Here is a 26,220-nt window from a genome sequence, read left to right as displayed (position 1 = left end):
CTCAACGGTGCTCAGCGGCTCAACAGCTCAACGGCTCGGCGGCTCGTGGCCGACGCCCTGGTTCTTGTCGGCCACGAGTCGTTCGACGTACGCGTGTACGGTCGACCCCGCCGCGGCACCCGCCGCGCGGAACGGGAGGAACCGACCGATGCGGGCCGACGCCTGGCTCCTGGAACTCGACGAGAAGCGTGACGAACTGCGCGGCCCCACGCGTGACGAACCACGCGGCGCGACGCCCGGTTTGGCCGACTCGGCTATATCGCCGTTCGCCACGACCGTGCTGGACCCGACCCGGCTCGACACGAGCGTGCTGGACGCGCGGGAGCGCGAGCGGGCGGCGGCGTTCCTGCGGCCCGCCGACCGGACCCTGTACACGGTGGCGCACGTCGCCCTCCGCACCGTACTGGGCAGGCTGCTGGGGGAGCGCCCGGAGGACCTGCGGTTCACGCGCGAGCCCTGCCCGTGCTGCGGCGAGCCGCACGGCCGCCCGGCCCTCGCCGTGTCCGTACCCGAGCCGCCGCTGCACTTCTCGCTCTCGCACACGCGAGGCCGGGTGCTGATCGCGACGGCGCCCGTACCGGTCGGCGCGGACGTCGAACTCCGTCCGGAGCCCGAGGCGGTGAAGGATCTGGTGTCCGTCCTCCACCCGTCGGAACGGGCCGAGATCGAAGCAGGCATCGCGGCCGAGGCCGGGACCGGGACCGGGACCGGGGCCGGGTCGGCCGGGGCCGGTCAGGAGGAGGCCCCGGCACGGCGGGCGGCGGCCTTCGGCCGCATCTGGGCACGCAAGGAGGCCTATCTGAAGGGCCTCGGCACCGGCCTCGGCCGGGCCCCGCACCTGGACGACCTGAGCACCGGGGCCGCGCCTCCGGCCGGCTGGAGCCTGTACGACCTGCCGGGCGGCCCGTCCCACCATGCCGCCATCGCGCTGCGCGCCCCGCACACGACGACCGAGCCTCCGCTGCTCCACCGCCTGACCTGACCGCGGGCCCAGACCGGTGGGCGTAAGGAGGCACCGAGCAACGAAGCCCGAGGCCTCCGCACGCCCACCGCCCCGGCCCCCGCACGCCCACGCCCCGGCCCTCGCACGCCCACGCGCCACCCACCCCGCACGCCCACCGCCCCAGCCCCGCACACCCGTGCCCCGGCGCTCCGCACGCCCTCCTGCCCCCGGCTCCCGTGCGCCTCCCGCGGGGTCTCCTGCAGGGTCCCGCGGGGTCTCCCACACGCCTCCCGCAGGGCTTCCCCCACGCCTCCGGCACCCCTCCCACACCCCTATCTGAACCCTCTATGACCCTTGGAGCGGTCAACCCTCCGCATAGCGGACCGACTTGGCCGCCCTTCGGACAACTGATGGTCAAATCCTTGTTGCATACCTGTCAATCAAGGCTGCTCGCTGGCACGCTCAACCGCGCACCACCCCCCACACAGATCCCCCACGCGTAACAGCGAAGGAGCCCGCGTGACCCGCCAGCAGTCCTCGCCTCGTCGTCACACCACCGCCCGAGCCGCCGCCCTGATCGCATCGGCCGCCATGGTCGTCGTCGGAGTCCAGACCGGATCCGCCAGCGCCGATGCCCAGCGCGAGGCCGGCGCCACCGCGCTCGTGCTCACCGGCACCCAGCGCGCCGCCGCCATCCAGGAGGCGCAGTCCGCCGCGGCCGGCACCGCCAAGGCCATCGGCCTGTCCGGCCAGGAGAAGCTGGTCGTCCGGGATGTCGTCAAGGACGCCGACGGTACGGTCCACACCCGCTACGAGCGCACCTACCAGGGCCTGCCGGTCCTCGGCGGCGACCTCGTCGTGCACCAGAAGAAGAACGGCGCCCGCTCCACCACCAAGGCGACCGAGGCCCGCATAGCGGTGGCGAGCACCACCCCGGCCGTCGCCGCCGCCACCGCCAAGCAGTCGGCCGTGGCCGCCGCCGACGCCGAGGGCGCGACCGCGTCCTCCGCCCGCAAGGTCATCTGGGCCGGCTCCGGCAAGCCCGTCCTCGCCTGGGAGACCGTCGTCGGCGGGCTCCAGCACGACGGCACCCCGAGCGAGCTGCACGTCATCACGGACGCCACCACCGGCAAGGAGCTCCACTCCTTCGAGGCGATCGAGACGGGCGTCGGCAACACCCAGTACAGCGGCCAGGTCACGCTCGGCACGGCCCCGTCGTACACCCTCACCGACACGGCCCGCGGCGGCCACAAGACGTACGACCTCAAGGGCGCCACGTCCGGCACCGGCACCCTCTTCACCAACTCCACCGACGTGTGGGGCAACGGCCTCGCCTCCAACCGCGAGACCGCGGCCGCGGACGCCCACTACGGTGCGGCCGTCACGTGGGACTTCTACAAGAACGAGCTCGGCCGCAACGGCATCCGCGGTGACGGCGTCGCCGCCTACAGCCGCGTCCACTACGGCAACGCGTACGTCAACGCCTTCTGGTCCGACCAGTGCTTCTGCATGACGTACGGCGACGGCGCGGGCAACGCCAAGCCGCTGACGTCCCTCGACGTCGCCGGTCACGAGATGACCCACGGCCTGACCGCGTCCACCGCGGGTCTGCGCTACAGCAGGGAGTCGGGCGGCCTGAACGAGGCCACCTCCGACATCCTCGGCACCGCGGTCGAGTTCTACGCCAACAACTCCTCGGACACCGGCGACTACCTCATCGGCGAGAAGATCGACATCCGCGGCAACGGCACCCCGCTCCGCTACATGGACAAGCCCAGCAAGGACGGTAACTCCGCCGACTACTGGTCCAGCAGCCTCGGCCGCCTCGACGTCCACTACTCCTCGGGCCCGGCCAACCACTTCTTCTACCTGCTGTCCGAGGGCAGCGGCACGAAGACGCTCAACGGCGTCACCTACAACTCCCCGACCTACGACGGCTCCACGGTCACCGGCATCGGCCGCGCCGCGGCGTACAAGATCTGGTACAAGGCCCTCTCCACCTACATGACCTCGTCCACCAACTACGCGGGCGCCCGCACCGCCACCCTCTCGGCGGCGACGGACCTGTACGGCGCCGGCAGCGCGGAGTACAACGCGGTGAACGCGGCCTGGAAGGCCGTCAACGTCAACTGACGCAGCGGCAGGTAGGCACACCCCGACGGGGGGACAGGGGCTGTCCGGGCCACACCCGGACAGCCCCTGTACGTGCCACCCGCACCCCTGGTGCTCACTCGTCGTCGTGCAGGGTGCCGTCCTCGTCCATCCGCGGACGCAGCCGCTGGGTACAGGCTCTGGCGCGCCTCGTGCGGGGTGGCGAACAGGGAGCCGTGCGGGCGCCGGCCGGGGCCCTGGCGTTCCGCTCATCAGGGCCGCACAGACGGCTGCGCATACGACAAGACCCCGTCCTCAGCGTTTCCGCTGATCACGGGGTCTTTAGGCACTTCCTGCGAAGTGCCCCCGGCAGGATTCGAACCTGCGCACACGGCTCCGGAGGCCGTTGCTCTATCCCCTGAGCTACGGGGGCGTCCGCCGCTTCTCGCGGCGACGGGAAGAACACTACCAGCTCCTGCAGGGTGCCTGTGAACAGGTATTTCCGCCGCGTCACCATGGGGGCGTTCCCTCGCACGGGTCAGAAGTGGGCAAAAGCCGGACGCGGGTGCTCCCCGCGACCTACTCTCGACGTGTGTCAGGGGTGTCCGGGCGGGTGCTGGTTGTGGATGACAACCGGGTGATTCGCCAGCTGATCAGGGTCAATCTCGAGCTCGAGGGGTTCGAGGTGGTGACCGCGGCCGATGGTGCCGAGTGTCTGGATGTCGTGCATGAGGTCTGTCCTGATGTCGTCACCCTCGACGTCGTCATGCCCAGACTCGACGGGCTGAGGACCGCCGCGCGGCTCCGGGAGGACCCGCGGACCAGTCATCTGCCGGTGGCGATCATCAGCGCCTGCACCGAGTACGAGACGGAGGGCGCGGGCGGGGGTGCCTCCGGCGTCGACGCCTTCCTCGCCAAGCCCTTCGAGCCGGCCGACCTGGTACGCGTCGTCCGGCAGCTCATGCACCAGGAGCGGCGCGAGCCCCGCGACGATACCGACGCCGAGGAGCCGCCCGCAGTCAGCAGGACCGGGCGCCGAGGAGAGGGATAACGGGGAAGAGGAGAGGGCTAACGCGGAAGCGGACGGCGAGGGGAGCGGCGAAGGGTTGGCCGCGCGGGAGCGGGTGAGCCGGATCCGGCGCGCCCCAGCCGCCGGGGCCCTCCGACCCGGCGCGCCTCAGCGGCCGAGGCCCCGCCCCTCCTGCGCGTCCAGCCGCCGAGGCTCTCCAACCCGACACGCCCCAGCCGGCCGAGCCCCCGCCCCCTGCGCGCCCCAGCCGCCGAGGCCCCGCCCCTCCTGGTCGTGCGCCCACCGCCCACATGCCGAAACCGGTTCGCGTTCCGACCCCCCTCCTCCCCTACGCTTGTCCCGTGACCCCCGCGGACCTCTCCCTCACCGTGCTGCACGCCGTGCGCCGTGCGGTCGACGAGGGTGTGCTGCGGGTCGACGTGCCCGCGCGCGTCGCCGTCGAGCGGTCACGGACCGGTGGTACCGGTGACTACGCCACCAGCGTCGCCCTGCGGCTCGCCCGGCCCTCCGGGCTCGAAGCCCGCGACGTCGCCGAGATCCTGAAGGAGCGGCTGAGCGACAGCCCCGGCATCAGCTCCGTCGACATCACCGGCTCCGGGTTCCTCAACTTCACCCTCGACGGAAGCAGCCAAGAGCTCGTCCACGACCGCGTCATCCGTGAGATCGCGCGCTCCGGGATCTCGTACGGGCATTCCGAGCTTCTCTCCGGCATCCACGTCCGGTTCGCTCCCGTCACCGAGCCCCGTGCCGTTCTCCTCACCGAGACCGTCATCCGGCTTCTCCGGGCACAAGGAGCCACGGGCGACATCGACGGTACCGACGGCGCCGACGACTCCGGCGCCACCGACGAAACCACCGACGCCGACGCTGCCATCGCCAGCACCACCCGCGCCACCGGCGAAACCACCGACGCCGCCGCCAGCACTGCCACCGCCACCGCCCCACCTCGCCCCGAGCGCCTCCCCGTGCTCCCCGCTGCCTGCCTGTCCGACGTCCTCGGCGTCGACGCCGCCCGCTGGGCCCTGCTCCGGCCCGCCGCGCACGACCGGGCGCTCGACGGGGCGGCGCTTCTCGTCCAGCACGAGCGCAACCCGCTCTTCCGGGTCCGGTACGCGCACGCGCGGGCCAGGCGTCTCGTGGACAACGCCGCGCAGCTCGGCTTCGCGCCCGCGTACGAGAGTGCCGTCGACGAGCCGCGGCTTCTCGCCCTCCTCGGCGACCACCCCGCCGTCCTGCTCTCCGCCGCCCGCCACCGCGCCCCCGACCGGGTCGCCCGGCACCTCGAGGCCGTCGCCGACGCGTTCCTCGCGTTCCAGCACACCGTTCTGCCCCTCGGCGACGAGAAACCCTCGGCCGCCCACCGCTCCCGGCTCGCGCTCGCCGAAGCCGCCGGGACGGTGCTCGCCGGTGGCCTGTCCCTGCTCGGCATCAGCGCACCCGACCAGATCTGAAAGACGCAGACCCATGAGCCGTTCCGCACACCCCGCCGGGCCCCGCCACGCCGACGTCCTTCCCGAGGGGCACTACTCCGCTCCGCCCGCCGACCTCAACCGGCTCGACCCCAAGGTCTGGGCCCGGACCGTGGCCCGGAACGACGAGGGCCAGGTCACCGTCGGCGGGCTGAGCGTCGCCGAGCTCGCCGAGCAGTTCGGCACGCCCGCCTACTTCCTCGACGAGGACGACTTCCGCACCCGCTGCCGCGCCTGGGCCGACGCCTTCGGCAGTGACGCGGACGTCTTCTACGCCGGCAAGGCCTTCCTCTCGCGGGCCGTCGTCCGGTGGCTCAAGGAAGAGGGGCTCAACCTCGACGTCTGCTCCGGCGGTGAGCTCAGCACCGCCCTCTCCGCCGGCATGCCCGCCGAGCGCATCGCCTTCCACGGGAACAACAAGAGCGAGGACGAGATCCGGCGGGCCGTCGAGGCCGGCGTCGGGCGGATCGTGCTCGACTCCTTCCAGGAGATCGTCCGGGTCGCGCACATCGCGCAGTCGCTGGGCAAGCGGCAGCGGGTGCAGATCCGCGTCACCGTGGGCGTGGAAGCGCACACGCACGAGTTCATCGCCACCGCCCACGAGGACCAGAAGTTCGGGATCGCGCTCGCCGGCGGGCAGGCAGCGGAAGCGGTGCGGCGGGCGCTGCGGCTCGACGGGCTGGAGCTGATCGGGATCCACTCGCACATCGGGTCCCAGATCTTCGACATGGCCGGCTTCGAGGTGTCCGCGCGGCGCGTCGTGCAGCTGCTCGCCGAGGTGCGGGACGAGCACGGGATCGAGCTGCCCGAGATCGACCTCGGCGGCGGGCTCGGGATCGCGTACACCTCGGACGACGACCCGCGCGAGCCGCACCACATCGCCAAGGCGCTCACCGAGATCGTGACGCGCGAGTGCGAGGCCGCCGGGCTCGCCACGCCCCGCATCTCCGTCGAGCCCGGGCGCGCCATCGTCGGGCCCACCGCCTTCACCCTCTACGAGGTCGGCACCGTCAAGCCGCTCGAAGGGCTGCGCACGTACGTCTCCGTCGACGGCGGCATGTCGGACAACATCCGCACCGCCCTGTACGACGCCGAGTACAGCGTCGCGCTGGTCTCGCGCACGAGCGACGCCGAGCCGATGCTGTCCCGGGTGGTGGGCAAGCACTGCGAGAGCGGCGACATCGTCGTGCGCGACGCGTTCCTGCCCGCCGACATCGCGCCCGGCGACCTGATCGCCGTGCCGGCCACCGGCGCGTACTGCCGGTCGATGGCCAGCAACTACAACCACGCGCTGCGCCCGCCGGTGGTCGCCGTGCGGGACGGAGAAGCTCGGGTCATCGTGCGCCGTGAGACGGAGGAAGATCTCCTGCGTCTCGACGTCGGGTGATGAAATAGTCAGGTGATGGAAACCATGTCTCGCCATTCGGACCAGGCGCTGAAACGTCCGTCCGGTGAGTGAGACTGGTTCCCACCGTGGGAAACGGACACCCCGATCCGGCCCCGCGGACCGAAGGGAAAAGCGACCGCAGGAATGCGCGTCGCAGTCGTAGTCGAAGTTGTACGAGAGACGAGGTCGGATGATGCGTACGCGTCCGCTGAAGGTGGCGCTGCTGGGCTGTGGAGTGGTCGGCTCAGAGGTGGCGCGCATCATGACGACGCACGCCGACGACCTTGCCGCGCGCATCGGCGCCCCGGTCGAGCTCGCCGGTGTGGCCGTCCGCCGGCCCGACAAGGTGCGCGGGGGAGTGCCCGCCGAGCTGATCACCACCGACGCGACCGCCCTCGTGAAACGCGGGGACATCGACGTCGTCGTCGAGGTCATCGGCGGGATCGAGCCGGCCCGCAGCCTCATCACCACCGCGTTCGAGCACGGCGCCTCCGTCGTCTCCGCCAACAAGGCGCTGCTCGCCCAGGACGGTGCGACCCTCTACGCCGCCGCCGACCAGCACGGGCAGGACCTGTACTACGAGGCCGCCGTCGCCGGCGCCATTCCCCTCATCCGGCCGCTGCGCGAGTCCCTCGCCGGCGACAAGATCAACCGCGTGATGGGCATCGTCAACGGCACGACGAACTTCATCCTCGACAAGATGGACACCTCGGGAGCGGGCTACAGCGAGGCGCTGGACGAGGCCACCGCGCTCGGGTACGCCGAGGCCGACCCGACCGCCGACGTCGAGGGCTTCGACGCCGCCGCCAAGGCCGCCATCCTCGCCGGGATCGCCTTCCACACGCGCGTGCGCCTCGACGACGTCTACCGCGAGGGCATGACCGAGGTCACCGCCGCCGACTTCGCCTCGGCCAAGCAGATGGGCTGCACCATCAAGCTGCTCGCCATCTGCGAGCGGGCCGCCGACGGCGAGTCCGTCACCGCGCGCGTGCACCCCGCGATGATCCCGCTCAGCCACCCCCTCGCCTCCGTCCGCGAGGCGTACAACGCGGTCTTCGTCGAGGCGGAGGCCGCCGGGCGGCTCATGTTCTACGGTCCCGGGGCCGGCGGCTCGCCGACCGCCTCGGCCGTCCTCGGCGACCTCGTCGCCGTGTGCCGCAACAAGCTCAACGAGGCCAACGGCCCCGGTGAGTCCGCGTACACCCAGCTGCCCGTGAGCCCCATGGGCGAGGTCGTGACGCGGTACCACATCAGTCTCGACGTGGCCGACAAGCCGGGCGTCCTCGCCCAGGTCGCGACGGTCTTCGCCGAGCACGGCGTGTCGATCGACACCGTCCGTCAGACGGGCAAGGACGGCGAGGCCTCCCTCGTCGTCGTCACCCACCGCGCGCCCGACGCCGCCCTCTCCGGGACCGTCGAGGCGCTGCGCAAGCTCGACACCGTGCGCGGTGTCGCCAGCATCATGCGTGTTGAAGGGGAGTAAGGACCCATGACCAGCAAGGGCACCCACCAGTGGCGCGGCATCATCGAGGAGTACCGGGACCGCCTTCCGGTCACGGACACGACGCCGGTCGTCACGCTCCGTGAGGGCGGTACGCCGCTCGTCCCCGCTCAGGTCCTCTCCGAGCGCACGGGCTGCGAGGTGCACCTCAAGGTCGAGGGCGCCAACCCCACCGGCTCCTTCAAGGACCGGGGCATGACCATGGCCATCTCCAAGGCCAAGGAGGAGGGCGCGCAGGCCGTCATCTGCGCGTCCACCGGCAACACCTCCGCCTCCGCCGCCGCGTACGCGGTGCGCGCGGGCATGGTTTCCGCCGTTCTCGTCCCGCAGGGGAAGATCGCGCTGGGCAAGATGGGCCAGGCGCTCGTGCACGGCGCCCGGATCCTCCAGGTCGACGGCAACTTCGACGACTGCCTCACCCTGGCCCGCGGGCTGTCGGAGAACTACCCGGTGGCGCTGGTCAATTCGGTCAACCCGGTCCGCATCGAGGGCCAGAAGACCGCCGCGTTCGAGATCGTGGACATGCTGGGCGACGCGCCCGACATCCACGTGCTGCCCGTGGGCAACGCCGGCAACATCACGGCCTACTGGCGCGGGTACCGCGAGTACGCGGCCGACAAGCTCGCCACCCGTACGCCGCGCATGTGGGGCTTCCAGGCCTCCGGCTCGGCGCCGCTGGTGCGCGGCGAGGTGGTCAAGGACCCGTCGACCATCGCCACCGCGATCCGCATCGGCAACCCGGCCTCCTGGGACTACGCGATCGCCGCGCGCGACGAGTCGGGCGGCTTCATCGACGAGGTGACGGACCGTGAGATCCTGCAGGCCTACCGCCTGTTGGCCGCTCAGGAGGGCGTCTTCGTCGAGCCCGCGTCGGCCGCGTCGGTCGCCGGTCTGCTGAAGGCCGCCGCCCAGGGCAAGGTCGACCCGGGGCAGACCATCGTCTGCACCGTGACCGGCAACGGCCTGAAGGACCCCGACTGGGCCGTCGCCGGCGCCCCGCAGCCGGTCACCGTCCCGGTCGACGCCGCGGCCGCGGCCGCGCGCCTCGGCCTCGCCTGAATCTGGCCGGAAATCGACGCAGTGCGCCGTGCGCTGCAGGCAGCGCACGGTAGGTTCCTGATCGGGAGTCAAACCCGATCAGGAACCTACATAGGCGCACAGGTTGGCGCGCGACACGCATCGTGCGCCTCCTGTGCGCCCTATGTCGCGACAGAACCTTCCTTCGATAGGCTGTACCGAACCCGCCCCGACGCATATGCGTCGTGTTGTTGCCGTCGTCGCGCCCGAGGCGCGAGCGGCCCCCGGGTTCTCCGTACTTCCTCCGAACAATCCCGCAAGTCCGCACGTCAAGGAGAGTCATCGAGCGATGGCCGGTCCCGCGTTCCGCGCCGCCGCCGTACGGGTGCGCGTTCCCGCCACCAGCGCCAACCTCGGCCCGGGCTTCGACGCCTTCGGCCTGTCGCTGGGGCTCTACGACGACGTCGTCGTCCGGGTCGCCGACTCCGGGCTGCACATCGACATCGCCGGAGAGGGCGCCGACACCCTGCCGCGCGACGAGAGCCACCTGCTCATCCGCTCGCTGCGCACGGCCTTCGACCTGCTCGGCGGGCAGCCGCGCGGCCTCGAGGTCGTCTGCGCCAACCGCATCCCGCACGGCCGCGGCCTCGGCTCCTCCTCCGCCGCCATCTGCGCCGGCATCGTCGCCGCCCGCGCCGTGACCATAGGCGGCGACGCGCGGCTCGACGAGACCGCGCTGCTCGAGCTCGCCACCGAGATCGAGGGCCACCCCGACAACGTCGCCGCCTGCCTGCTCGGCGGGTTCACCCTCGCCTGGACCGAGGCCGGGGCCGCGCGGGCGATCAGGATGGACCCCTCGAATTCCATCGTTCCGGTGGTTTTCGTCCCGGGGAAGCCGGTACTGACGGAGACCGCCCGCGGCCTGCTCCCGCGCACCGTCCCGCACGTGGACGCCGCCGCCAACGCCGGCCGGGCCGCGCTCCTCGTCGAGGCCCTGACCCGCCGGCCCGAGCTGCTGCTCGCGGCCACCGAGGACCGGCTGCACCAGGAGTACCGGGCGCCCGCGATGCCCGAGAGCATCGCCCTGGTGAACCGGCTGCGGGCGGACGGGGTGCCCGCGGTCATCTCCGGCGCGGGCCCCACGGTGCTCGCACTGGCCGAACACGGGACGGCCGACAAGGTCGCCCTCCTTGCGGGCGAGGGATGGGCCGCCAACCGGCTCGACCTCGACATGCCCGGCGCGAGCGTCCTGCCGCTGGCGCCCTGACGGGCAGCGCGCGGTGTCCGGGCCGGAGGGCCCGGAACTGCGCGGACACGAGATTGCCGGTGACAGAGAGGGGGAATGTTTGTTGGAGCCGGTAGTGTTAACCTCAAGCTTGCACCCGACGTCTTCGAGGCGCGGTGCTGAGTGTCCCTATCAGGGACCACCAATTCTTCCGGGAGCCTCCTCCACTGCCTGAGCAGCCTGCCTGAGCAGTTTCGAGCACGCTCCGGAACCGGCACGACACCCCTCGCTCTTCTTCCGCGTGAGGGCCGAGCAGGGGGCGCTCGGGCCGGACTTACAGCACGTTTTCTCTTCCGCCGCACCCGGCGGGACCACCGCTCCGACACGGTCCACCAAGCAGGACCGCTGCCGGACAGCACAACCGGTCGCCGAGCCAGATGGCCGACGTCCGCTCCAGGGAAGGACCCTTCGTGAGCGACACCACCGATCTGATGGGCGTGACTGCCGACAACAGCGTCGACACCGCCGCGCCCGCCGCAGGTGCTGCCACTGGCACCACCGCACGGCGCCGCCGCTCCGGCACCGGCCTCGAGGGCATGGTCCTGGCCGAGCTGCAGCAGGTCGCGTCCGGCCTCGGCATCAGGGGCACCGCGCGGATGCGCAAGAGCCAGCTGATCGAGGTCATCAAGGAGGCGCAGGCCGGAGGCTCCGCCGCCGCGCCCGCCAAGTCCGGCGACGCCGCCGAGACCAAGCCGAAGCGCCGCGCCACCTCCAAGGCCCGTACGGCCGAGACCGCTGCCGAGACCGCCGCGCCGAAGGCCGAGAAGCCCGAGAAGGCCGAGAAGGCCGAGCCGGTCGCCCAGCAGCAGATCGAGATCCCGGGCCAGCCCGCGGGCGTGGACGCCCCGGCCGGCGAGCGCCGTCGCCGGCGCGCCACCGCCCCCGCCGGTTCGCCGGAGGGAGCCGAGGCCAAGGGCGAGACCGCCCAGGTCGTCAAGACCGAGGCCCGCGCCGAGGCCCGTACGGAGACCAAGGGCGAGCCGCAGGCCGAGGCGGCCGTGGACGGCGCCGAGGGCCGTGGCCGTCGCGACCGCGGTGACCGCCGCGACCGCCGTGACCGTCAGCGCGACCGCGGCAAGGGCGACGACCAGCAGGGCGGCGGCCAGGGCGGCCAGCGCAAGGAGCGCCAGGGCCAGGGCCAGGGTCAGGGCCAGCCGCAGGGCCAGCAGGGCGGCCAGCCGGCCGGCCCGCAGGACGACGACGACTTCGAGGGCGGCCGCCGGGGCCGTCGCGGGCGCTACCGCGACCGTCGTGGCCGTCGTGGCCGTGACGACTTCGCGGGCGAGCCGCAGGTCTCCGAGGACGACGTCCTGATCCCGGTCGCGGGCATCCTCGACATCCTCGACAACTACGCGTTCATCCGGACCTCCGGCTACCTGCCCGGCCCGAACGACGTGTACGTCTCCCTCGCCCAGGTCCGCAAGAGCGGTCTGCGCAAGGGTGACCACGTCACCGGTGCCGTGCGCCAGCCGAAGGAGGGCGAGCGCCGCGAGAAGTTCAACGCGCTGGTGCGCCTCGACTCGGTCAACGGCATGGCGCCGGAGTCCGGCCGCGGCCGCCCCGAGTTCAACAAGCTCACCCCGCTGTACCCGCAGGACCGCCTCCGTCTGGAGACCGACCCGGGCGTGCTGACCACGCGGATCATCGACCTCGTGTCGCCGATCGGCAAGGGCCAGCGCGGTCTGATCGTGGCCCCGCCGAAGACCGGCAAGACCATGATCATGCAGGCGATCGCCAACGCGATCACCCACAACAACCCCGAGTGCCACCTGATGGTCGTCCTCGTCGACGAGCGTCCGGAAGAGGTCACCGACATGCAGCGGTCGGTCAAGGGCGAGGTCATCTCCTCGACCTTCGACCGCCCGGCCGAGGACCACACCACGGTCGCCGAGCTGGCCATCGAGCGCGCCAAGCGCCTCGTGGAGCTGGGTCACGACGTGGTCGTCCTGCTCGACTCCATCACCCGCCTGGGCCGCGCGTACAACCTCGCGGCGCCCGCCTCCGGCCGCATCCTGTCCGGTGGTGTCGACTCGACCGCGCTGTACCCGCCGAAGCGCTTCTTCGGTGCCGCGCGCAACATCGAGGACGGCGGCTCGCTGACCATCCTGGCCACCGCGCTGGTCGACACCGGCTCGCGCATGGACGAGGTGATCTTCGAGGAGTTCAAGGGCACCGGCAACATGGAGCTCAAGCTCGACCGGAAGCTCGCCGACAAGCGCATCTTCCCGGCCGTCGACGTCGACGCCTCGGGTACGCGCAAGGAGGAGATCCTGCTCGGCAGCGAGGAGCTCTCCATCACCTGGAAGCTGCGTCGCGTGCTGCACGCGCTCGACCAGCAGCAGGCGATCGAGCTGCTGCTCGACAAGCTGAAGCAGACGAAGTCGAACGCGGAGTTCCTGCTCCAGATCCAGAAGACGACTCCCGGCGCCAACAACGACTGACGCCGAGACGCTCGTCACACGGCGACGCCCTGACCTCCGGGTCGTCATCTCGCCGTGACCTGCGTAAACGACTGCGCCCACCGTGTCCGCACGGTGGGCGCAGTCGCGTTACGGTCCGTGGTCCGCCCAAACCTCACAGCCTCATATGCAACCCTTTCGGGTGCTTCGCCGTCACACAAGGTGAACCATAGGGCTGAGGGAAGACGATGACCGAGCAGAACCAGAGCGGCCGAATACGGGCCACGGGCCGCCGCCGCAAGCCGCCCGCCAAGGGCCGCCGCGCGGCGGTCGCCGCCGCCTGGGCCGCCGCCGTACTCGTCCTGGCCGGCGGCTCCGGACTCGGCTACGTCTACTTCAAGCTCAACGGCAACCTCGAGGGCGTCGACATCAACGGGCAGCTCGGCAAGGACCGGCCCGAGAACGTCGACAACGGCTCGATGGACATCCTCGTCCTCGGCTCCGACTCCCGCTCCGGCGCCAACGGCGACTACGGCAGGGACGAGGGCGGCGCCCGCTCCGACACCGCGATGGTCGTCCACGTCTACGAGGGCCACAAGAAGGCCTCCGTGGTCTCCATCCCGCGCGACACCCTGATCGACCGCCCCGCCTGCACCGACGGGAAGGGCGGCACCGCCGCCGCCGAGCACCGGGCCATGTTCAACACGGCGTACGAGGTCGGCGGGCCGGCCTGCGCGGTCAAGACCGTCGAGGCGATGTCCGGCATCCGCATGGACCACTACATCGAGGTCGACTTCACCGGCTTCAAGAAGCTCATCGACCGGCTCGGCGGCGTCGAGATCACCACCACCCAGGCCATCAGGGACTCCAAGAGCCACCTCGACCTCGAACCGGGCACGCACACCCTCGACGGCGAGCAGTCCCTCGGCCTGGTCCGCACCCGCAAGAGCGTCGGCGACGGCAGCGACCTCGGCCGCATCCAGCTCCAGCAGGCCTTCATGAAGGCCTTCATCGAGCAGGTGAAGAGCGTCGGCGTCCTCTCCGACCCGAAGAAGCTGCTCGACCTCGCCGACACCGCCACCAAGGCCATCACCCCCGACTCCGAGCTCGACTCCGTCACCGAGCTGATGGGCTTCGCCAGGGGCCTCGCCGGGCTCGGCGCCGACGACGTCCACATGGTGACCATGCCGGTGGAGTACGACCCCCGGGACCCGAACCGGGTCGTGCCCCTGGAGGCCCAGGCCGCCCAGGTCTGGGCGGCCCTGAAGGCGGACCGCCCGATCCCCGCCTCGGCGACGAGGAACGCGGCCACGGGCCAGGCCCAGGGCCTCGTGAAGTAGCCCGGAAGCCGCCAGGAATAGTTCCGGCCCGACCCCGGTTTTGGGAGATGCGGCCGGTCCTGGCAGACTGGTACGTCGGCCCCGGTTCACGCATGTGCATCCCGCACGGGCGACCCGGAGCCCTCCCGGAACTAGGAGACACCTTGAAGCGCGAGATCCACCCCGAGTACGTCGAGACCCAGGTCAGCTGCACCTGCGGCGCGTCGTTCACCACCCGTAGCACCCTCACCGAGGGCACCATCCGTGCCGAGGTCTGCTCCGAGTGCCACCCGTTCTACACGGGCAAGCAGAAGATCCTCGACACCGGCGGCCGCGTCGCCCGCTTCGAGGCCCGCTTCGGCAAGGCTGCCGGCTCCGCCAAGAAGTAGCGAGCCACTGCGCCGGTCTTCGGCTGCCCCTGCGCGGGGTGGCCGGGACCGGCGCTTTGCCGTCCCGTAGCAACTTACGAAAACCAGGAGCCCCCGATGTTCGAGGCGGTCGAGGAACTGGTCGGCGAGCACGCCGACCTCGAGAAGAAGCTCGCCGACCCTTCGGTCCACGCCGACCAGGCCAACGCGCGCAAGCTGAACAAGCGTTACGCGGAGCTGACCCCGATCGTCGCCACCTACCGCTCCTGGAAGCAGACCGGTGACGACATCGAGACCGCCCGCGAGTTCGCGCACGACGACCCGGACTTCGCGGCCGAGGTCAAGGAGCTGGAGAAGCAGCGCGAGGAGCTGACCGACAAGCTCCGGCTGCTGCTGGTCCCGCGCGACCCCAGCGACGACAAGGACGTCATCCTCGAGATCAAGGCCGGCGCGGGCGGCGACGAGTCCGCCCTGTTCGCCGGCGACCTCCTGCGGATGTACCTGCGCTACGCCGAGCGGGTCGGCTGGAAGACCGAGATCATCGACTCCACCGAGTCCGAGCTCGGCGGCTACAAGGACGTCCAGGTCGCCGTGAAGACCAAGGGCGGCAACGGGGCCACCGAGCCCGGCCAGGGCGTCTGGGCCCGGCTCAAGTACGAGGGCGGGGTGCACCGCGTGCAGCGCGTGCCCGCCACCGAGTCGCAGGGCCGCATCCACACCTCCGCGGCCGGTGTGCTCGTCACGCCGGAGGCCGAGGAGGTCGACGTCGAGATCCACGCCAACGACCTGCGCATCGACGTCTACCGCTCGTCCGGCCCCGGTGGCCAGTCGGTCAACACCACCGACTCCGCCGTCCGCATCACGCACCTGCCGACCGGCATCGTCGCGTCCTGCCAGAACGAGAAGAGCCAGCTCCAGAACAAGGAGCAGGCCATGCGCATCCTGCGTTCCCGGCTGCTCGCCGCCGCGCAGGAGAAGGCCGAGGCCGAGGCCGCCGACGCCCGTCGCAGCCAGGTCCGCACCGTCGACCGCTCCGAGAAGATCCGTACGTACAACTTCCCGGAGAACCGCATCTCGGACCACCGCGTCGGCTTCAAGGCGTACAACTTGGACCAGGTGCTCGACGGCGAGCTGGACGCGGTCATCCAGGCCTGCGTCGACGCCGACTCGGCCGCCAAGCTGGCCGCCGCGTAGGACCCGACCTCGTAAAGCCCCACCCGCACCACGGAGGACCAGCGTGAACCTGCTGCTTGCCGAGGTGGCCCAGGCCACCCAGCGGCTGGCCGACGCCGGCGTTCCCTCACCGCGTTTCGACGCCGAGGAGCTCGCCGCGTTCGTGCACGGCGTCAAGCGGGGGGAGCTGCACAACGTCAAGGACGCGGACTTCGACGCCCGCTACTGGGAGGCCATCGCGCGCCGCGAGGCGCGCGAGCCGCTCCAGCACATCACCGGCCGCGCGTTCTTCCGCTACCTGGAGCTCCAGGTCGGTCCCGGCGTCTTCGTGCCGCGTCCCGAGACGGAGTCGGTGGTCGGCTGGGCCATAGACGCCGTACGGGCCATGGACGTCGTCGAGCCGCTCATCGTCGACCTGTGCACCGGCTCCGGCGCGATCGCGCTCGCCCTGGCGCAAGAGGTGCCGCGCTCGACCGTGCACGCCGTGGAGCTGTCCGAGGACGCCCTCGTGTGGACCCGGAAGAACGTGCAGGGCTCGCGCGTCGTCCTGCACGAGGGCGACGCGCTGAGCGCGCTGCCGGAGCTCGACGGCCAGGTCGACCTGGTCATCTCCAACCCGCCGTACATCCCGCTCACCGAGTGGGAGCACGTGGCGCCCGAGGCCCGCGACCACGACCCGGAGATGGCACTGTTCTCCGGCGAGGACGGCCTCGACACCATCCGCGGCATCGAGCGCACCGCGCACCGGCTGCTGCGGCCCGGCGGCCTCGTGGTCGTCGAGCACGCGGACACGCAGGGCGGCCAGGTGCCGTGGATCTTCAACGAGGAGGCCGGCTGGGCGGACGCCGCCGACCACCCCGACCTGAACAACCGGCCGCGATTCGCGACCGCGCGCAAGGCGACCCCATGACGAGCATGTTCGACGTGTACGAGGAGGACCGGGACTGATGGCACGGCGATACGACTGCAACGAGGCGACGGACCGCGCGACGGGTCTGCGTGAGGCCGCGTCCGCCGTGCGCAGGGGCGAGCTGGTCGTGCTGCCCACGGACACCGTGTACGGCATCGGGGCGGACGCCTTCAGCTCGGAGGCCGTCGCGGACCTGCTGGCCGCCAAGGGCCGGGGCCGCAACATGCCCACGCCGGTGCTGATCGGCTCCCCGAACACCCTCCACGGCCTCGTCACGGACTTCTCCGAGATGGCGTGGGAGCTCGTCGACGCGTTCTGGCCGGGCGCGCTGACGCTGGTCGCCAGGCACCAGCCGTCCCTGCAGTGGGACCTGGGCGACACCCGCGGCACCGTCGCGATCCGGATGCCGCTGCACCCGGTCGCGATCGAGCTGCTCACGGAGGTCGGCCCGATGGCCGTGTCCTCGGCGAACCTGACCGGCCACCCGTCGCCGGAGGACTGCGACGCGGCGCAGGGCATGCTCGGCGACTCGGTCTCCGTCTACCTCGACGGCGGCCCGACCCCCGGCATCGTCCCCTCCTCCATCGTCGACGTGACGGGCAAGGTGCCGGTGCTGCTGCGCGAGGGCGCGCTGTCGGCGGACGAGCTCCGGAAGGTGGTACCCGACCTCGAGGTGGCCAGTTGACCGCCCCTGAGGGGCGTGGCATAGCGGGGCACGAGCACGACGGCAACACCTTCCGCATCCTCCACGTCAGCACCGGCAACGTCTGCCGCTCGCCGATCACCGAGCGGCTGACCCGCCATGCCCTGATCGACCGCCTCGGCGACCCCATGGGCGGCGGTCTGATCGTGGAGAGCGCGGGCACCTGGGGCCACGAGGGCGCCCCGATGGAGAGCAACGCGGAGCAGGTCCTCGCGGACTTCGGCGCCGACTTCAGCGGGTTCACGGGCCGCGAGCTCCTCGACGAGCACGTCATCCGCGCGGACCTGGTCCTCACCGCGACCCGCGACCACCGCGCGCAGGTCATCTCGATGGGCCACTCGGCGGGCCTGCGCACCTTCACCCTGAAGGAGTTCACCCGCCTCGTCCGTGCGATAGATCCGGCCACTCTTCCGGACCCGCGCGACGGCCACGGCACGGTCGACCGCGCCCGCGCCCTGGTCCGCGCGGCCGCGGCTCTCCGCGGGTGGCTGCTGGCCCCGTCGGCGGAGGCGGACGAGGTGAACGACCCGTACGGTGCTCCGATCACGTTCTTCCGTTCGATCGGCGAGGAGATCCAGCAGGCCCTCGACCCGGTGGTGACGGCCCTGACGGGCGTGGGCACGAAGCGCTAGCCGCCGACCCCGGTTCGCGGCCGCCCGCGTCGGGGCGCTGAGGCCGTTTCCCCGTGTTCTGGGGCCCGGGTGGAGCAGTGGGGGAGCGGAGGGAGGGGTGGGTGCCTAGAGTGGGTTTTCAGGCCCGCTCACGCACTCGGAGTGCCCCATGCCGGTCACCGCTCCAACCGAAGACGAGCACGCGCTCGACGTACTGCGCCGTCAGGACCCCGAGGTGGCCGATGTGCTGCTCGGCGAGGTGCGGCGGCAGGCGGACAGTCTGCAGCTGATCGCCGCGGAGAACTTCACCTCGCCCGCCGTGCTCGCCGCGCTGGGCTCGCAGCTGGCCAACAAGTACGCCGAGGGCTATCCCGGCGCCCGCCATCACGGCGGCTGCGAGTACGTCGACGCCGTCGAGCGGATCGCCGTCGAGCGGGCGACCTCGCTCTTCGGGGCCGAGCACGCGAACGTGCAGCCGCACTCCGGGTCGTCCGCCGTCCTCGCCGCCTATGCCGCGCTGCTGCGGCCCGGCGACACCGTCCTCGCCATGGGGCTCGCCCACGGCGGGCACCTCACGCACGGCTCGCCCGCGAACTTCTCCGGCCGCTGGTTCGACTTCGTCCCGTACGGCGTCGACGCCGAGACGGGCCTCGTCGACTACGAGCAGGTGGCCGCGCTCGCCCGGCACCACCGGCCGAAGGCGATCGTCTGCGGGTCCATCTCCTATCCGCGGCACCTCGACTACGCCGTCTTCCGTGACATCGCCGACGAGGTGGGGGCGTATCTGATCGCCGACGCCGCCCATCCGCTCGGGCTCGTCGCCGGCGGCGCGGCCCCCAGCCCCGTCCCGTACGCCGACATCGTCTGCGGGACCACCCACAAGGTGCTGCGCGGCCCGCGCGGCGGGCTGCTGCTGTGCGGGGCGGAGCTCGCCCAGCAGGTGGACCGGGCCGTGTTCCCCTTCTCGCAGGGCGGTGCGCAGATGCACACCATCGCCGCCAAGGCCGTCGCCTTCGGCGAGGCGTCCACTCCGGCCTTCACCGCGTACGCCCATCAGGTGGTGGAGCACGCCCGGGTGCTCGCCGCCGCGCTGGCCGCCGAGGGCTTCGCGCTGACCACCGGGGGGACGGACACGCATCTCATCACCGCCGATCCGGCTCCGCTCGGCATCGACGGCCGCACCGCCCGCGCCCGGCTCGCCGCCGCCGGCATCGTGCTCGACACCTGTGCGCTGCCGTACGGGGACGGGCGCGGGATCCGGCTCGGTACGGCCGCCGTCACCACCCAGGGCATGGGCGGCCCGGAGATGGCCAGAATTGCGGCATTGTTCACCGCGGCGCTACGGGACGACGCGGAGGAGACGGCGAGGGTACGGGCCGAAGTACGCGAACTTGCCGGGCGTTTTCCCCCGTATGGCCGGTAAAGAGGCCCCGCCCGGAACCGTTCGCGGCGCCCGTATGTCCTCGACCATGGGGACGGCCCGGCTAGGGTGTGGGGCTGAGATGGCCAGCGATTCCTGTGGGGCAGCCCGTGCGTGATTACCTGCTGACGCTCTGTGTCACGGCCGCGGTGACCTATCTGCTGACCGGTCCGGTGCGGAAGTTCGCCATCGCGACCGGCGCGATGCCGGAGATCCGCGCCCGCGACGTGCACCGAGAACCGACTCCGCGGCTCGGTGGCATCGCCATGTTCTTCGGGCTGTGCGCGGGACTCCTCGTCGCCGACCACCTGCAGAACCTGAACAGCGTCTTCGAGCTGTCCAACGAGCCACGCGCGCTGCTCTCCGGCGCCGCCCTGATCTGGCTGATCGGCGTCCTCGACGACAAGTTCGAGCTGGACGCGCTGATCAAGCTCGGCGCGCAGATGATCTCCGCGGGCGTGATGGTCATGCAGGGTCTGACGATCCTGTGGCTGCCCATCCCCGGCGTCGGCACGGTCGCGCTCACCCAGTGGCAGGGCACACTGCTCACGGTCGCCCTGGTCGTCCTCACCATCAACGCCGTGAACTTCGTCGACGGCCTCGACGGCCTCGCCGCCGGCATGGTCTGCATCGCCGCCGCGGCCTTCTTCCTCTACGCGTACCGGATCTGGTTCGGCTACACGATCGAGGCGGCGGCCCCCGCGACGCTGTTCGCCGCGATCCTCATGGGCATGTGCCTGGGCTTCCTGCCCCACAACATGCACCCGGCGCGGATCTTCATGGGCGACTCGGGCTCGATGCTGATCGGCCTGATCCTGGCCGCGTCCGCCATCTCCATCACGGGCCAGGTCGACCCGGACGCGCTGAAGATCTTCGAGGGTTCGACCAAGGCCGCCACGCACGCCGCCCTGCCGGTCTTCATCCCGCTGGTGCTGCCGCTGACGGTCATCGCGATCCCGATGGCGGACCTGGTGCTCGCGATCGTGCGGCGCACCTGGAAGGGCCAGTCGCCGTTCGCGGCGGACCGCGGGCACCTGCACCACCGGCTCCTGGAGATCGGGCACTCGCACAGCCGTGCCGTGCTGATCATGTACTTCTGGTCGGCACTCATCGCCTTCGGCACCCTGGCCTACTCCGTGCACTCGACATCGATGTGGATCGTGCTCGCCGTGGTCTTCCTGAGCGCGGTCGGTCTGGTGCTGCTCCTGCTGCCGCGCTTCACGCCGCGCGCCCCGCGCTGGGCGGAGGCGGTCGTGCCGCCGCGCTACCGGCGCCGCAGGCCCGCTCCGGAGCCGGAGCCGGCCCCGGCCGTCGAGGGGCCGGCCGTCGAGGAGGAGCGGGTGCCCGTGCCCGCGGGGGTCAACGGGGCGACCGCCATCGGCCACCGTTCGCGCTTCTCCGACCGGAGTAAGGCCGGGGCGCGCGGTTGACGTAAGCCGCATCGGGGGTCAATACCAGACAAGGTGCCCCCGCGTCGTGCACACACGCGCGCACTCACTCTCACGTGTGAGAGTTGGCACACCCTCTGGGTAAAGACCTATTCAAATAGTTTGTGATACGGTTCACGAGACCCGGCGACAGTGCCGAAGGACCGTAGTGCGACGGTTCGTTGGCCCCGAGACACACCTCGGACCGGGCTTACGCTCGTCCATGACGACACCATCGCCCCCTCCAGCAAGCGGAGACACCGCCATGCCGTCCAACGACGCACGCACCCTGCTGCACACCGCAGTGCCCACCGCCGCCGTAGGCGCCATCGCCACGGTTGTCAGCGGTGTGGTCGCCGGTGGCAAGGGCGCGCTCGGCGCCGTCGTCGGCACCGCGGTCGTGCTTCTCTTCATGGGCATCGGGCTGGTGGTTCTGCAGCGGACGGCGAAGAAGCTTCCGCAGCTGTTCCAGGCCATGGGGCTGATGCTCTACACGGCCCAGCTGCTGGTCCTCTTCATCTTCCTGGCCTTGCTGAAGGACACTTCGGCGTTCGACTTCAAGGCCTTCGCCTTCACGCTGCTCGCCACGACCATCGTGTGGGTCGCCGCCCAGGCCCGGGCCTATATGAAGGCCAAGATCATGTACGTCGAGCCCGAGAAAACGGGGCCGAAGTCGTGAAGGGTAGGGCCGGGATAAAGACGCGTTCGGCTTCCTGCTATCGTCCGGTGCCAACTGCGGCACTGCGGGCGCGGGCATCCGAAGCGGCGCCTGTCCCAGCGCGAGGCTCGATGCCGAACCGCCGCCCCCTTATCCGTAAGACCAGTCCAGTGCCGACCCGCGGCTGCGTGCCGCGCCGACACAACGAGGTTGCCGTACCTATGCGCCACGCTGAAGGAGCCCGCGGTGAGTGCTGACCAGACGCTTGCCTTCGACCCGGATTGCCACATCTTCACCGGATGCGGCTTCCCGGCGCCGGGCCTGCACACGTTCATGTACGAGCCCATCTTCACCGTGGGCAGCTTCGAGTTCACCAAGCCGATGCTGCTCGCCATCCTGGGTTCGATCGTGGTCGTCGGCTTCTTCTGGGCCGCTTTCAACAAGCCCAAGCTGATCCCCGGCAAGATGCAGATGGTCGGCGAGGCCGGTTACGACTTCGTGCGCCGCGGCATCGTCTACGAGATCATCGGCAAGAAGGACGGCGAGAAGTACGTCCCGCTGATGGTGTCGCTGTTCTTCTTCGTCTGGATGATGAACCTCTGGTCGATCATCCCGCTCGCCCAGTTCCCGGTCACCTCGCTGATCGCCTTCCCGGCGGCCCTCGCGCTGATCGTGTACGTGCTGTGGATCTCGCTGACCTTCAAGAAGCACGGCTTCGTCGGCGGCTGGAAGAACATCGTCGGCTACGACAAGTCGCTCGGCCCGATCCTGCCCCTGGTCGTCGTCCTCGAGTTCTTCTCGAACCTGCTCATCCGGCCCTTCACGCACGCGGTCCGACTGTTCGCGAACATGTTCGCCGGTCACCTGCTCATCGTGATGTTCTCGCTGGCCACCTGGTACCTCATGAACGGCCTCGGCTTCGTCTACGCCGGCGCCTCGTTCGTGATGGTCATCATCATGACCGCCTTCGAGCTCTTCATCCAGGCCGTCCAGGCGTACGTCTTCGTCCTCCTGGCCTGCAGCTACGTCCAGGGCGCGCTCTCCGAGCACCACTGAGCCGGCCCGGCAGCAGCCAAGAACCACTCACCCCACCCACAGTCGTCCGGTGGCCAACCCCCACCGGGTCCTTGAAAGAGAAGGAAGAACCGGCATGTCCGCTCTCGAGACTCTCGCCGCCGTCAACGGAAACGTCGCCTCCATCGGCTACGGCCTCGCTGCCATCGGCCCCGGCGTCGGCGTCGGCATCATCTTCGGTAACGGCACCCAGGCCCTCGCCCGTCAGCCCGAGGCGGCCGGCCTGATCCGTACCAACCAGATCATGGGTTTCGCCTTCTGTGAGGCGCTCGCCCTCATCGGCATCGTCATGGGCTTCGTCTACAAGTAAGCCGGACCGACAGCCCGATTCTTTTTACGGAAGGCACTGATGTGAACGCTCTGCTTCTTGCGGAAGCGGCGGAGGAGCAGCCTCCGCTCATCCCGCATCTCGACGAGCTCGTCATCGGCCTGATCGCCTTCGTCATCGTCTTCGGCTTCCTCGCCAAGAAGCTCCTCCCGAACATCAACAAGGTTCTGGACGAGCGCCGTGAGGCCATCGAGGGTGGCATCGAGAAGGCCGAGTCGGCCCAGATCGAGGCTCAGAGTGTGCTGGAGCAGTACAAGGCTCAGCTCGCCGAGGCCCGCCACGAAGCCGCGCGTCTCCGCCAGGAGGCGACGGAGCAGGGCACCGCGATCATCCAGGAGATGAAGGCGGAAGGCCAGCGCCAGCGCGAGGAGATCATCGCGGCCGGTCACGCCCAGATCGAGGCCGACCGCAAGGCCGCGTCCGCCGCGCTGCGTCAGGACGTCGGCAAGCTCGCCACGGACCTGGCCGCGAAGCTGGTCGGCGAGTCCCTCGAGGACCACGCCCGCCAGAGCCGCACCATCGACCGCTTCCTCGACGAGCTCGAGGAGAAGGCCGAGGCCGTCCGATGAACGGAGCGAGCCGCGAGGCACTGAGCGCCGCACGCGAGGCCCTCGACGCGCTGACCGACAACACCTCGGTCGACGCGGCGAAGCTCGCCGGTGAGCTGGCCGCGGTCACCGCACTGCTCGACCGCGAGGTGTCGCTGCGCCGGGTCCTGACCGACCCCGCGCAGTCGGGCGAGGCCAAGGCCGAGCTCGCGCAGCGACTCCTCTCCGGTCAGGTGGGCGGCGAGACCGTCGACCTGGTCTCCGGAATGGTGCGTTCCCGCTGGTCGCAGTCCCGCGACCTGGTCGACGGCCTGGAGGAGCTGGCGAACACCGCCGACCTCACGGCCGCGCAGAAGGCGGGCGCCCTCGACGACGTCGAGGACGAGCTGTTCCGCTTCGGCCGGATCGTCTCCTCCAGCACCGAGCTCCGCTCGGCGCTGACGGACAAGAAGGCCACGACCGCCGCCAAGGGCGAGCTGCTGCGCAGCCTGCTCGGCGGCAAGGCGAACGCCGCCACCGAGCGGCTGGTCGTCCGTCTGGTGACCCAGCCGCGGGGACGTAGCCTGGAAGCGGGACTCGAGTCCCTGTCCAAGCTCGCCGCGGCGCGCCGGGACCGCATGGTCGCCGTCGTCACCTCGGCGGTGCCGCTGACCGACCAGCAGAAGCAGCGCCTCGGTGCCGTGCTGGCCAAGCTGTACGGCCGCCAGATGCACCTGAACCTGGACGTGGACCCCACGGTCCTCGGCGGGATCTCGGTGCGCGTCGGCGACGAGGTCATCGACGGCACCATCGCGGAGCGCCTCGACGAGGCGACCCGTCGCCTGGCCGGCTGACCTCGGCCACAACGAAACAAGCATGACCAGCGGCCCGGTTGGGCCGTGCAGAGATTGCAGAAGATTCCTGGGGGTCGCCCCCAGACCCCTAAGAAACTTCGGGCCCAACAAGGAGAGCAGGGAACCCAGATGGCGGAGCTCACGATCCGGCCGGAGGAGATCCGGAACGCGCTGGAGAACTTCGTCCAGTCGTACCAGCCGGACGCGGCCTCGCGCGAGGAGGTCGGCACGGTCAGCCTGGCCGGCGACGGCATCGCGAAGGTCGAGGGTCTTCCCTCGGCCATGGCGAACGAGCTGCTGAAGTTCGAGGACGGCACCCTCGGCCTCGCCCTGAACCTCGAGGAGCGCGAGATCGGCGCGATCGTCCTCGGCGAGTTCAGCGGCATCGAGGAGGGACAGTCGGTGCAGCGCACCGGCGAGGTCCTCTCCGTCGGTGTCGGCGAGGGATACCTGGGTCGCGTCGTCGACCCGCTCGGCAACCCGATCGACGGTCTCGGCGAGATCGCGACCGAGGGCCGCCGCGCCCTCGAGCTGCAGGCGCCCGGCGTCATGCAGCGCAAGTCGGTCCACGAGCCGATGGAGACCGGCTACAAGGCCGTCGACGCCATGACCCCGGTCGGCCGTGGTCAGCGTCAGCTGATCATCGGTGACCGCCAGACCGGCAAGACCGCCCTGGCCGTCGACACGATCATCAACCAGCGCGACAACTGGCGCTCGGGCGACGTGAACAAGCAGGTCCGCTGCATCTACGTCGCCGTCGGCCAGAAGGGCTCCACCATCGCGTCCGTGCGCGCGGCCCTGGAAGAGGCCGGCGCGCTCGAGTACACGACGATCGTCGCCGCCCCGGCGTCCGACCCGGCCGGCTTCAAGTACCTCGCCCCGTACACCGGCTCGGCCATCGGCCAGCACTGGATGTACCAGGGCAAGCACGTCCTGATCATCTTCGACGACCTGTCGAAGCAGGCCGACGCCTACCGCGCCGTGTCGCTGCTGCTGCGCCGCCCGCCGGGCCGTGAGGCCTACCCGGGTGACGTCTTCTACCTGCACTCCCGCCTGCTCGAGCGCTGCGCCAAGCTCTCGGACGAGCTGGGTGCCGGCTCGATGACCGGTCTGCCGATCGTCGAGACCAAGGCCAACGACGTCTCGGCGTTCATCCCGACCAACGTCATCTCCATCACGGACGGCCAGTGCTTCCTGGAGTCCGACCTGTTCAACGCCGGCCAGCGTCCGGCCCTGAACGTCGGTATCTCCGTCTCCCGTGTCGGTGGCTCCGCCCAGCACCCGGCCATGAAGCAGATCTCCGGCCGTCTCCGCGTCGACCTGGCCCAGTTCCGTGAGCTGGAGGCGTTCGCCGCCTTCGGTTCCGACCTGGACGCCGCGTCGAAGGCGCAGCTGGAGCGCGGTCAGCGCATGGTCGAGCTGCTGAAGCAGCCGCAGTACCAGCCGATGGCCACCGAGAACCAGGTCGTCTCCATCTGGGCCGGCACCACCGGCAAGATGGACGACGTCCCGGTCGCGGACATCCGCCGCTTCGAGGCCGAGATGCTGGCGTACCTCCGCCAGAACCACTCGGGCCTGATGACCTCCATCCGTGAGGGCAAGAAGATGTCGGACGACACGCTGACGTCCGTCGCCGACGCGATCGCGGAGTTCAAGAAGCAGTTCGAGACCTCTGACGGCAAGCTGCTCGGCGACGACGCCTCCGCCGTCAACGTCTCGAAGTGAC

The 26,220-nt window shown here is 70.8% G+C and carries 23 protein-coding genes and 1 tRNA gene; 23 read left to right on the top strand and 1 reads right to left on the bottom strand.

The window, feature by feature from the left end:
* The first annotated feature begins 148 nt into the window (after positions 1-148).
* Positions 149-982, top strand: coding sequence for a 4'-phosphopantetheinyl transferase family protein (locus ACFVGS_RS13740; protein ID WP_385692555.1), 834 nt, complete (start codon positions 149-151; stop codon positions 980-982).
* A 552-nt stretch (positions 983-1,534) separates the two neighbouring features.
* The gene (locus tag ACFVGS_RS13735) at positions 1,535-3,076 is read left to right on the top strand and encodes a M4 family metallopeptidase (RefSeq protein ID WP_384420680.1); all 1,542 of its coding nucleotides are present in this window, start codon (positions 1,535-1,537) and stop codon (positions 3,074-3,076) included.
* Between the two features lie 319 nt (positions 3,077-3,395).
* On the opposite strand, the gene ACFVGS_RS13730 is transcribed toward ACFVGS_RS13735, so the two are convergent.
* Positions 3,396-3,467, bottom strand: a tRNA-Arg gene (locus tag ACFVGS_RS13730).
* Positions 3,468-3,626: 159 nt separating this feature from the next.
* Between ACFVGS_RS13730 and ACFVGS_RS13725 the strand changes: the two genes are divergently transcribed.
* From ACFVGS_RS13725 to atpA, 21 genes are all read left to right on the top strand, one after another.
* Positions 3,627-4,085, top strand: a complete 459-nt coding sequence (locus tag ACFVGS_RS13725; protein WP_385692554.1) for a response regulator — start codon at positions 3,627-3,629, stop codon at positions 4,083-4,085.
* Between the two features lie 320 nt (positions 4,086-4,405).
* Positions 4,406-5,515 (top strand): ArgS-related anticodon-binding protein NrtL, encoded by a 1,110-nt coding sequence (gene nrtL, locus ACFVGS_RS13720; protein WP_385692553.1) that lies wholly within the window; start codon positions 4,406-4,408, stop codon positions 5,513-5,515.
* Between the two features lie 13 nt (positions 5,516-5,528).
* On the top strand, positions 5,529-6,920 hold the full coding sequence (gene lysA, locus ACFVGS_RS13715) for a diaminopimelate decarboxylase (protein ID WP_384420623.1): 1,392 nt from the start codon (positions 5,529-5,531) through the stop codon (positions 6,918-6,920).
* Positions 6,921-7,110: 190 nt separating this feature from the next.
* Entirely contained in the window at positions 7,111-8,403 is a 1,293-nt protein-coding gene (locus tag ACFVGS_RS13710; RefSeq protein ID WP_384420625.1) for a homoserine dehydrogenase, read from the top strand.
* Positions 8,404-8,409: 6 nt separating this feature from the next.
* Positions 8,410-9,480: a threonine synthase gene (gene thrC / locus ACFVGS_RS13705; RefSeq protein WP_384420627.1), complete on the top strand. Its 1,071-nt coding sequence runs from the start codon at positions 8,410-8,412 to the stop codon at positions 9,478-9,480.
* A gap of 307 nt (positions 9,481-9,787) precedes the next feature.
* Positions 9,788-10,705 carry a homoserine kinase gene (gene thrB / locus ACFVGS_RS13700; RefSeq protein ID WP_385692552.1) on the top strand — a complete coding sequence of 306 codons (918 nt, stop codon included), beginning with the start codon at positions 9,788-9,790 and terminating at the stop codon, positions 10,703-10,705.
* Positions 10,706-11,133: 428 nt separating this feature from the next.
* Positions 11,134-13,164, top strand: coding sequence for a transcription termination factor Rho (gene rho, locus ACFVGS_RS13695; protein ID WP_385692551.1), 2,031 nt, complete (start codon positions 11,134-11,136; stop codon positions 13,162-13,164).
* 206 nt (positions 13,165-13,370) lie between these two features.
* Positions 13,371-14,462 (top strand): LCP family protein, encoded by a 1,092-nt coding sequence (locus tag ACFVGS_RS13690; protein WP_385692550.1) that lies wholly within the window; start codon positions 13,371-13,373, stop codon positions 14,460-14,462.
* 143 nt (positions 14,463-14,605) lie between these two features.
* Positions 14,606-14,830, top strand: a complete 225-nt coding sequence (rpmE, locus tag ACFVGS_RS13685; protein ID WP_030761597.1) for a 50S ribosomal protein L31 — start codon at positions 14,606-14,608, stop codon at positions 14,828-14,830.
* Positions 14,831-14,926: 96 nt separating this feature from the next.
* A complete protein-coding gene (prfA, locus tag ACFVGS_RS13680) occupies positions 14,927-16,003 on the top strand; it encodes a peptide chain release factor 1 (protein WP_384420634.1) in 1,077 nt (358 codons plus the stop codon).
* A 43-nt stretch (positions 16,004-16,046) separates the two neighbouring features.
* Complete coding sequence (gene prmC / locus ACFVGS_RS13675) at positions 16,047-16,892, top strand: peptide chain release factor N(5)-glutamine methyltransferase (protein WP_384420636.1); 846 nt, start codon at positions 16,047-16,049, stop codon at positions 16,890-16,892.
* 37 nt (positions 16,893-16,929) lie between these two features.
* The gene (locus ACFVGS_RS13670) at positions 16,930-17,577 is read left to right on the top strand and encodes an L-threonylcarbamoyladenylate synthase (protein WP_384420638.1); all 648 of its coding nucleotides are present in this window, start codon (positions 16,930-16,932) and stop codon (positions 17,575-17,577) included.
* Positions 17,574-18,227, top strand: coding sequence for a protein-tyrosine-phosphatase (locus tag ACFVGS_RS13665; RefSeq protein ID WP_384420640.1), 654 nt, complete (start codon positions 17,574-17,576; stop codon positions 18,225-18,227). The genes ACFVGS_RS13670 and ACFVGS_RS13665 overlap by 4 nt, the downstream gene beginning before the upstream one ends.
* Before the next feature lie 148 nt (positions 18,228-18,375).
* Entirely contained in the window at positions 18,376-19,629 is a 1,254-nt protein-coding gene (gene glyA, locus ACFVGS_RS13660) for a serine hydroxymethyltransferase (protein WP_384420642.1), read from the top strand.
* Between the two features lie 107 nt (positions 19,630-19,736).
* Positions 19,737-21,056: an MraY family glycosyltransferase gene (locus tag ACFVGS_RS13655; protein WP_384420644.1), complete on the top strand. Its 1,320-nt coding sequence runs from the start codon at positions 19,737-19,739 to the stop codon at positions 21,054-21,056.
* Positions 21,057-21,318: 262 nt separating this feature from the next.
* Positions 21,319-21,732: a hypothetical protein gene (locus tag ACFVGS_RS13650; protein ID WP_384420646.1), complete on the top strand. Its 414-nt coding sequence runs from the start codon at positions 21,319-21,321 to the stop codon at positions 21,730-21,732.
* Between the two features lie 225 nt (positions 21,733-21,957).
* Positions 21,958-22,767: a F0F1 ATP synthase subunit A gene (gene atpB, locus ACFVGS_RS13645; protein ID WP_385692549.1), complete on the top strand. Its 810-nt coding sequence runs from the start codon at positions 21,958-21,960 to the stop codon at positions 22,765-22,767.
* Positions 22,768-22,861: 94 nt separating this feature from the next.
* Positions 22,862-23,095, top strand: coding sequence for an ATP synthase F0 subunit C (gene atpE / locus ACFVGS_RS13640; protein WP_010474382.1), 234 nt, complete (start codon positions 22,862-22,864; stop codon positions 23,093-23,095).
* A gap of 41 nt (positions 23,096-23,136) precedes the next feature.
* A complete protein-coding gene (locus ACFVGS_RS13635) occupies positions 23,137-23,682 on the top strand; it encodes a F0F1 ATP synthase subunit B (protein ID WP_384420649.1) in 546 nt (181 codons plus the stop codon).
* Complete coding sequence (locus ACFVGS_RS13630; protein ID WP_384420650.1) at positions 23,679-24,494, top strand: F0F1 ATP synthase subunit delta; 816 nt, start codon at positions 23,679-23,681, stop codon at positions 24,492-24,494. Before ACFVGS_RS13635 ends, ACFVGS_RS13630 begins: the two co-directional genes overlap by 4 nt.
* Positions 24,495-24,623: 129 nt before the next feature.
* Positions 24,624-26,219, top strand: coding sequence for a F0F1 ATP synthase subunit alpha (atpA, locus tag ACFVGS_RS13625; protein WP_384420652.1), 1,596 nt, complete (start codon positions 24,624-24,626; stop codon positions 26,217-26,219).
* Position 26,220 lies beyond the last annotated feature (1 nt).

The organism is Streptomyces sp. NPDC127114 (assembly GCF_042677525.1).
Lineage (GTDB): Bacteria > Actinomycetota > Actinomycetes > Streptomycetales > Streptomycetaceae > Streptomyces.
Note: the sequence above shows the minus strand (reverse complement) of the source record. Positions and strands in the feature narration are given on the sequence as shown.